This window comes from Corynebacterium sp. (genome assembly GCF_012837295.1).
Lineage (GTDB): Bacteria > Actinomycetota > Actinomycetes > Mycobacteriales > Mycobacteriaceae > Corynebacterium.
The window spans coordinates 1-3,342 of record NZ_DURI01000158.1 but is presented as its reverse complement, the minus strand read 5'-3'; the positions used below and the strand labels follow the sequence as shown (position 1 = coordinate 3,342).

Annotated in this window: 3 protein-coding genes and 1 pseudogene; 3 read left to right on the top strand and 1 reads right to left on the bottom strand. The window is 69.4% G+C overall.

Annotated features, from left to right (window positions below; translation table 11 throughout):
• The 3 genes from GX015_RS05445 to GX015_RS05435 all read left to right on the top strand — a co-directional run.
• A partial coding sequence (locus GX015_RS05445; protein WP_291343401.1) for a YeeE/YedE thiosulfate transporter family protein occupies positions 1-273 on the top strand: 273 nt, incomplete at its 5' end.
• A gap of 41 nt (positions 274-314) precedes the next feature.
• A complete protein-coding gene (locus GX015_RS05440) occupies positions 315-542 on the top strand; it encodes a sulfurtransferase TusA family protein (RefSeq protein ID WP_102212233.1) in 228 nt (75 codons plus the stop codon).
• Positions 543-1,135: 593 nt separating this feature from the next.
• Positions 1,136-2,941 (top strand): hypothetical protein, encoded by a 1,806-nt coding sequence (locus GX015_RS05435; protein WP_291343398.1) that lies wholly within the window; start codon positions 1,136-1,138, stop codon positions 2,939-2,941.
• Positions 2,942-2,964: 23 nt separating this feature from the next.
• On the opposite strand, the pseudogene GX015_RS05430 reads toward GX015_RS05435, so the two are convergent.
• Positions 2,965-3,342, bottom strand: a pseudogene (locus tag GX015_RS05430) (excinuclease ABC subunit A); the annotation flags it as partial.

The window sequence follows — 3,342 nt, the reverse complement described above, 5'->3', positions numbered from 1 at the left end:
GTCGGCGGCGGCGTCCTCATGGGCGTGGGCGCCGTGCTGGCCGGCGGCTGCACCGTCGGCAACGGCATGGTCAACACCGGCCTGTTCTCCTGGCAGGGCTGGATCGCCCTCGCCGCCATGGCGCTGGGCGCCGGCCTGGCCGCCCGCATCTACCTGATGCGCAAGCCCCTGCTGCCCGCCTCGGTCCGCGCCTCGCTGTCCCGCAAGGGTTCGAACGACGTCGAGACCGCCACCGACAAGACCGACGCCGAGACCGTCAAGGTCAACGCGTAATCCCCCGCATTTCCCCGCACTTTTCCGAAAGGACCCATCACATGGCCACCCACATTCTCGAAACCAACGGCGAAGTCTGCCCCTTCCCCCTCATCGAGGCGAAGCAGAAGATGGAGGAGCTGAATACCGGCGACGAGCTGGTCATCGGCTTCGACTGCACCCAGGGCACCGAGTCCATCCCGCGCTGGGCCGCCACCGAGGGCCACGGCGTGAAGGACTTCAAGGTCGTCGGCGACGCCGAATGGTCCATCACCGTCGTGAAGAAGTAGGCGCGAAGAAGTAGCCGTGCGTTAAAAGCCGCGGCACACGGCCCCTGCGCGGGCCGTCGCCAAGCAAGGAACCCGTCCCGGAACGATCCGGCGGCGGGTTTCGCGCTTTCCGACGGACAGTCGCCAGGCATGATCGGCGGGGCGAAAGTATCGTCGGGCCCATGACTACGCCCGATGACCGCAATAGGGAATTGGCCGCCGCACTGACGGATCTGGCCGATGCGGCCGAGCGCGTTGCTTCGGCGGCGAAGGGCATCCGGGGGGAACTGGATGAGCAGGGGCCGGCCGCGCCGCAGGAGGATCGCACCCGGCCGGCCACCCGACCCTCCCCCCGTTTCCCGGATCGGCCGACTCCCCCGCCCGGCCCCGCACAGACGCCGCCGCGGCCCGGCCAACGATTCCGGCCGGAGCCGACGGGGCCATCGGGGCCAATCGGGCCGATGGGCGGCGAGGTCCCCCGCCCGATGTCACCGCAACCGGCGATGGGGCCCGGGCCAGGTCCTCGATCAGGTCCCCGGCCGGCTCCCCAACCAGGTCCCCGGCCCGGGCCCGCGCAACCGCCGCACGGGCCGCTGCCGCAGCAGCAGGTACACGTGAGGCCGCGGACCCGGACGGAACCGTGGTGGAACGACGAGAAGCTGGTGTTGAAGGTCACCGCGGCGGTCGGCGCCCTGATCACCGTGTCGGGCATCATCTTGCTGGTCGCGTTCGCCATCCAGTCGGGCCTGCTCGGCCCGCTCGGCCGCGTGATCCTCGCCTACTCGCTGGCCGTCGTCCTCGCCGTGGCTGCGGTCGTGGTCCACCGGAAGAACCCTGGCAACGCGGGCGTCACCGCCTCGGGCGCGGCGGTGGTGATCACCTCGCACATCACCACCGCGGTGCTTGTCCACGGCCTGGAATGGTGGCCGAATTGGCTGGGTACGGTGGTGGTGCTCGCCGTCATGGGGCTGGGCTTCCTCGGCGCCAGGGCATGTAAATCCGTCGCATTCCTGATGGTCGGTTTCGTCATCTCCTTCATCGCCGCATCGATCACCGTGTGGCCGCGCATGGGTGACGCCTTCGATGTCATCGTGCTCGTCCTCGTCCCATCCGTCGCCGCAGCCTGGGCCTGGCACGACCGGGAACACCGCGGGGTCGTCTCCATGACCGCCGTCGTCCTCTACCTGATCGGCTCCATCGGGGTCCTCGGCACGGCCGAACCCGGGTGGCTGGCGGTGGCCGCGTTCATCGCCGCCGGCGTCGCGCTTGCGGTCCGCGAATTCCTCGACGACGACGTGACCGAGGGGGTGGAAGGAACCGTCGGAGTCGAGCCCGCGCAACGCGAACGATCGGGCCCGGAACAGTGGGCACTCGTCATGCCCGTCCCGGGAGCCGCCGAACAGCGCGGCCTGGGCCTGCTCCCCCTGTATTTCCTCGCCTGGACGACGGCGCCGTTGTTGTCCGCGTTGGGCCCCGGGCCGACGTTCGCGCCAACGGTTGCTTTGGTGCTCGGACTGGCCATCGGCGTGGCCGGTTTCGGCCCATGGAAGGCACGCACCGACCCGCGCATGAACGCGGTGCGGTGGGCGGGCTTCATCTCCGCCGCATGGCCCGCCCTGCATCTGGGCAGCATGGATTCGGACGGGTCGTGGACCCGCATGCCCGCGCTGATCTTGGTCGCGGCGTTCATCTGGGTCCACGTTTTCCGGCCGTCGCAGCTGGGCAAGGTCCTCGTCGTCCTTTGGACGGCCGTCGCCCTGGTCACCAACACCGCGGCGTTGGTGCTGACCATGTTCGCACCGTCGTACCTGCTCGAGCACCGCTTCCGCATCGACGCCCTCGACGTCCCGAATGTCACGCTGTCCGCACTGTTGATCGGGGTCATGGCACTAGGCCTGATCGCGGTGCTGGTGGCTCGACGCGACCGGGCCGAAATGTTCGAGAAGGGCGCGGCCCTACTCGGTCTGCTGCTCACCGCAGTGCCCGTGATCATCGTGCTGACCACGGCCGGCGTGCGGTTCAGCCTCGCCCACGTGCTGGTCTCCATCGGGTGGATGATCGCCGCCGCCTGGATGATGCTCGCGCCGAAGCGCCACAACGTCGACGCCAACATGGCGGCGTCGCTGGTCATCGCCACCGTGGCGGTGCTGAAGCTGGTGTTCTACGACATGCAGGCCATGAGCGGCCTGACGCGGGTGTCCGCGTTCCTGCTGTGCGGCCTGCTCATGCTCGGCATGGTCGTCGCACGCAGCCTGCGCGACCGCAACGCCGATCTCTCCGAGGGCAAAGAGGCCAAAGGGGCCAAAAAGATCTCGGATGCCCATGCCACGGTCACGGCCGGGCGAGCGCCGGCCACGGCCGACGGACACGCCGACGCCGGGGAGACCCCCGATGATTGGGGGCGGCCCTCGCCGTCCTAGTCGCGCAGCCCTGGTCGAGCCGCCTACGACTCCTGGCTCTGGCCCGGGAGCAGCGGCCTGAGGTACTGCCCCGTGTGCGACGCCTCGACCTCGATGACGTCCTCCGGCGTGCCCTGGGTGACCACCGTGCCGCCGCCGGCGCCTCCCTCGGGGCCCATGTCGATGATCCAGTCGGCGGACTTGATCACGTCGAGGTTGTGCTCGATGACGATGACCGTGTTGCCCTTGTCCACCAGGCCCTGCAGGACGAGCATGAGTTTGCGGATGTCCTCGAAATGCAGGCCCGTGGTCGGCTCGTCGAGGATGTACACCGTCCGCCCGTTGGAGCGCTTCTGCAGCTCGGCGGCCAGCTTCACGCGCTGCGCCTCGCCACCCGACAGCGTCGTCGCGGCCTGTCCCAG